The sequence below is a fragment of the Longimicrobium sp. genome (assembly GCA_036387335.1).
GTDB lineage: Bacteria > Gemmatimonadota > Gemmatimonadetes > Longimicrobiales > Longimicrobiaceae > Longimicrobium.
Window position 1 is genome coordinate 1 of sequence record DASVTZ010000180.1, and the last position, 4,671, is coordinate 4,671.

A 4,671-nucleotide genomic window follows, 5' to 3' on the forward strand; every position below is an offset into this window, starting at 1 on the left:
GGACTCGTGCTCGGCGACCTCCTCCTCCAGCGCGATGTTGGTCTGCGCCAGCTCGGCGGTGCGGGCGGCCACGCGCTGCTCCAGCTCCTCGTTGGCGCGGCGCAGGGCGTCGGCGGCGGCGCGCCACTCGTTCATCCCGCGCGCCGTCACCAGCAGCCGGTCGCCGTCCGCGCCGCTCACGCGCCGCGCCTGCACCTCGGCCCACACCTCGCCGCCCTCCTTGTGGCGGCCGAGCCAGACGAAGCGCTGCGGCTCTCCCGCCCGCGCCAGCCCGAAGATGCGGTGCAGCTCGTCCACGGTGTACGGCGCCTCGCCCCACGTCAGCCCGTCCAGCCCGATCTCCTTCTGCTCGTCCGCCGTGTAGCCGTACAGCTCGCAGGCGGCCTGGTTGACCTCGCGCAGCTCGCCGGTGGCCAGATCGTGCACCCAGATGGCCGCGGCGGTGGAGTCGAAGATGGTGCGGTAGCTTTCCTCGCTGGCGCGAAGGGCGCGCTCGGCGGCCTTCCACTCGTTGGTGTTGCGGCCGGTGGCCAGCAGCCGGTCTTCGCCGTTGATGGTGACGCGGCGCAGCGTGATCTCGGCCCACACCGGGGAGCCGTCCTTGTGCCTGCCCAGCCACTCGAAGCGCTGCGGCTCGCCCGCGACGGCGAGCTTCAGGTACTGCATCGCGTTTTCGACGGTGTACGGCGGCTCGCCCCAGCTCAGCCCCGCCACGCCCAGCGCCTTGATCTCCTCCGGCGTGTAGCCGTGCAGCGCGCACGCCGTCTGGTTGACGTCCAGGAACTCGCCCGTCTCCAGGTCGTGCACCCAGAGGGCGGCGGCGGTCCAGTCGAAGATGGTGCGGTAGCTGCGCTCGCTGTCGCGCAGCGCCTGCTCGGCGCGCTTGCGCTCGGTAATGTCGCGCGCGGTCGCCAGCAGCCGGTCCTCGCCACCGATGGTCACGCGGTTGAGGGAGATCTCGGACCAGATCTGCCTTCCGTCCGCCAGGTCGTTGCGCCACTCGAAGCGCTGCGGCTCGCCGGCGGCCGCGCGCTTCACGTACTCCAGCGCGCGCTCGGTGGTGAAGGGCGGCTCGCCCCCCGCGATCAGCGCCATCCCGCGCTCGCGGAGCTCCTCCACCGACTCCAGCCCCGCCGCCTCGCACGCCTTGCGGTTGGCGTCCAGGATGGCCCCCGTCTCCACCTCGTGCACGTAGATGGGGTCGTTGGAGAGCTCGAAGAGGGCGCGGTAGCTCTGCTCCGACGCGCGCAGCGCCTGTTCCGCCCGCTTCCGCTCGCCGATGTCGCGCACCAGCGCCAGGATGCGCAGCTCGCCGTCCAGCGTGACGCGCTGAAGGCTGACCTCGCCCCAGATCTCCGCCCCGGTGCGCGGGTGGATGGAGAGCCACTCGAAGCGTTGCGGCACCCCCTCGGCGGCCAGGCGCATCGTTTCCTGCGCCCGCTCGGCGGTGTAGGGCGCGGGGCCGTTCCAGATGACGGCGCCGGCGTCCGTCCGCAGCTCCTCGATGGTGGCGTCGGCCATGGTGCACGCCGCGCGGTTCGCGTCCACCACCGTTCCCGTGGCGGGATCGGACACGAAGATCGCGTCGGACGAGCTGTCGAAGATGGTGCGGTAGCTCTCCTCGCTGGTGCGCAGCGCTTCCTCGGCGCGGCGCTGCTCGGTGACGTCCTCGTGCACCAGCACCACCTCGCGCACCGCGCCCGCGTCGTCGCGCACGGCGAAGACGAAGGAGCGGATCCAGCGCGGCCACGGCTGCCCGCCCACCTCCGCGTGCATGCCGCGCGTGTCGAACTCCACTTCGGGAAGGGTGACGCGCTCTCCCGCGAAGCCGCGGCGCAGGAGGTCGCGAATCGGCTCCATCCGAGGGTCTTCCAGCGGGTTGTAGCCGGCCAGCTCCTCCATGGGGAGCCCCCACAGCCGGTCGAACGCAGGATTCACCTGCAGCGTCCTCCCCTCGGGCGAAAGGATCTGCACCGAGTGCGGGAACTGCTCGAAGAGGTCGCGGAAGCGGGCTTCGGAGGCGCGCAGCGCGCGGTCGGCGCGGTTGCGCTCGGTGACGTCCTGCGCCGTCCCCACCATCCGCACCTGCTGCCCCGTGGCGTCGGGAAGGAGCTTCCCCATCGCCTGCATCTCGCGCAGGGTGCCGTCGGGGCGCACCACGCGGTAGGGGATGGTGAACGACTCGCCGGTGGCGATCAGCCGCTCGCACTCCTGCATCACGCGCCCCTGGTCGTCCGGGTGCACGCGCGACAGGAACTCGGCGAAGGTCTGCGTTCCCGCGCCCTCGGTCATCCCGTGGATGCGGAGCTGCTCCGGCGACCAGCGGATCTCGTCGGTGGAGAGGTTCCATTCCCAGGTGCCGAGCTGGGCCAGCTCTTCCACCTCGTCCAGCATGCGGTCGCGCTCGCGCAGGGCGTGCTCGGCCAGGTGGCGCTCCGTCACGTCCTGGCACGTCCCCACGATGCGCTTCCCCGCGCCGTCGCGAACGACGCGCGCCCTTCCTTCCACCCAGCGCACTTCGCCTTCCGCAGGGATGGTGCGGTAGACGATGCGGAACGGCTCCTCGTCCTCCAGCAGTCGTTCGCGCGCCTGCGCGAGCCCCGGGCGGTCGTCGGGGTGGACGGTCTCCAGGAGCTCGTCGAAGCTGGCCGGCGCCGCGTCCAGCCCGTGCACCCGCAGCAGCCCCGCGGACCATGCGACCGCGCCGTCCTGCGACTCCTCCCAGCTCCCCAGCCGCGCGAGCTCCTCCACCCCGGCCGCATGCCGCAGCGCCTCTTCCGCGCGGATGCGCGCGGCGCGCTCGGCTTCCAGCGCCGCGCGCAGCGCGTCGGCGTCTTCCGAAACCGGGATCTGTGCCAGGGGGAACGGGTGCATCGAAGCGCTGCGGGAAAAAGGACTGCGGAGGGCGGCGGAGCGGGTGGTAAAATAACTTACAATGCGGTGGAATGACAAGGTTGGAGGGTTGGAAGAGGCGAGTGAACTCGCTGCAACAAAAGCACAAAGTCCGCCTGCGCGGACTCGCGCAGGACGGATCTGTGCCGCAGGCGTGCCCCTCGTGCGTGGCACCCCGACCCCGTAGGGGCAGACCCACGTGTCTGCCCGTGCCCGACGCGGCCGCGTACCCCGCTTCCAGGAGCGCATGAATTCGCCGCTGGAACCACACAAAATCCGCCCGCGCAGACTCGCGCAGGCGGACCTATGCCGCGGCTGTCACCCCGCGCGGGCAGATCTGGTAGGGGCGTGATTCATCACGCCCGTGTCCGACGCGGCGCCGCCCTCCGAGTCAGTACCGAAGGGTCCAGCGCGTCGCGGGCGGCGTGCCCGGGCCACGCGTGGGGTCCTCCTGCTTCGGTCCGATGGAGAGCGGATCGAGTCCCAGCGCCTGGCGCAGCGAGGCGCTCGTCCCCTCCGGCAGCCCGCCGGGGCCCGGGTTGCCCAGCGGCCGGGCGCCGGCCGCACCGGTCGCGGAGGCCCGTCCTTCGGCCGAGGATGCCACGGCCGCACCCGGAGGCAGACCGCCCGGCGTCGCGGGACGTGCCTCAGGGACTGCGGCGGCGCGGGTCAGCAGCCACTCCAGCGCGCCGCGCTCCGGCGCGGGAAGCTGACCCGAGAACTCCGTGATGCGGCGCGCCAGGGTTTCCGGCGCCGGCCACGCGGGGTCCTCCTGCTTCGGGCCGATGGACACGACGTCCGTGGGCCGAACCACGCCCGCCGGCGCCCCGGGTCGACCGCCCACCCGGGACGCGCCGGCGCCCTGCGGCGACCGTCCGCCCTGCACGACGATGCCGCTCGACGGCGACGCGGTCCGGCCGCCCTGGATGATGATCGCTACGCGCCCGTTCCCCCCGCGCACTCCCCCGTCGTCGCAGCCGCCGCCGGGGCCGATCTGCAGCACCGGCAGCACCCGCACGTCCGTTCCACCGGCCGTGGGCGCGGACGCGGCGCGGATCAGCAGCCGATTCCAGAGCGCGCGCTCCTCCGCACGAAGCCCACCCGCGAAGCCGTTCAGGCGCGCCTGCAGGGACCGCAGTTGGATGGCGTCCACGGTCACGGGGGCGGGCTGGGCGGCAGCGGGGAGCGCGGCCAGCGTGGCGAGGAGCAGGAGTGCGGAGCGGCGTGGATGGCTGGTGCGCATTCGGATCCTCGTGCCAGGTGGAGAGCGATGCCCGCCGTGTGGACGGGGTCCGGCCAGCAGATGACGTAACCGGGGTAGGATAGGCGCACTTCGCAACGTCTCCTATACGTATGCGTACGTAGACCGCGCTGTTCGCGTACGTAGACGTTCTGGCGGACATGGCGCGCGAGTAAAAACGAATCCGTTTTCCGCGCCCCATCCTGTCATTCTGAGGGAGCCGCCCCACCGAACCACGCGTAACGCTCCACACTTCCTGCGGCGACCGAAGAATCTACTGCGCGTGCGGCGAGGCCCGGTGGTGCACCACGATGCCCTCGGAACGCGCAGTAGATCCTTCGCTCCGCGCCGGAGTGTCGAGTGGGGCAGGGGCCGGTGAGGCGCGTCGCTCAGGATGACAGAAGGTTTCTGTCATTCTGAGGGAGCCGCCCCACCGGACAGCGCGCAGCGCTCCACACTTTCTGCGGCGACCGAAGAATCCACTGCGCGTGGAGCGAGGCCTGGTTTGCACCGCGATGCCCTCGGAACGCGTAGTAGAT

General features: G+C 71.8%; 2 protein-coding genes. Both read right to left on the reverse strand.

The annotated features are described in order from the left end of the window. Window positions 1-2,874: PAS domain S-box protein (locus VF647_17800; protein ID HEX8453944.1), on the reverse strand; the 2,874-nt coding region annotated here is incomplete at its 3' end. 409 nt (window positions 2,875-3,283) lie between these two features. Then, on the reverse strand, window positions 3,284-4,135 hold the full coding sequence (locus tag VF647_17805; protein ID HEX8453945.1) for a hypothetical protein: 852 nt from the start codon (window positions 4,133-4,135) through the stop codon (window positions 3,284-3,286). Window positions 4,136-4,671 lie beyond the last annotated feature (536 nt).

Excerpts from the sequence above, each read along its gene's own strand:
- VF647_17805 (HEX8453945.1), bottom strand. The coding sequence starts at position 4,135 with ATGCGCACCAGCCATCCACGCCGCTCCGCACTCCTGCTCCTCGCCACG.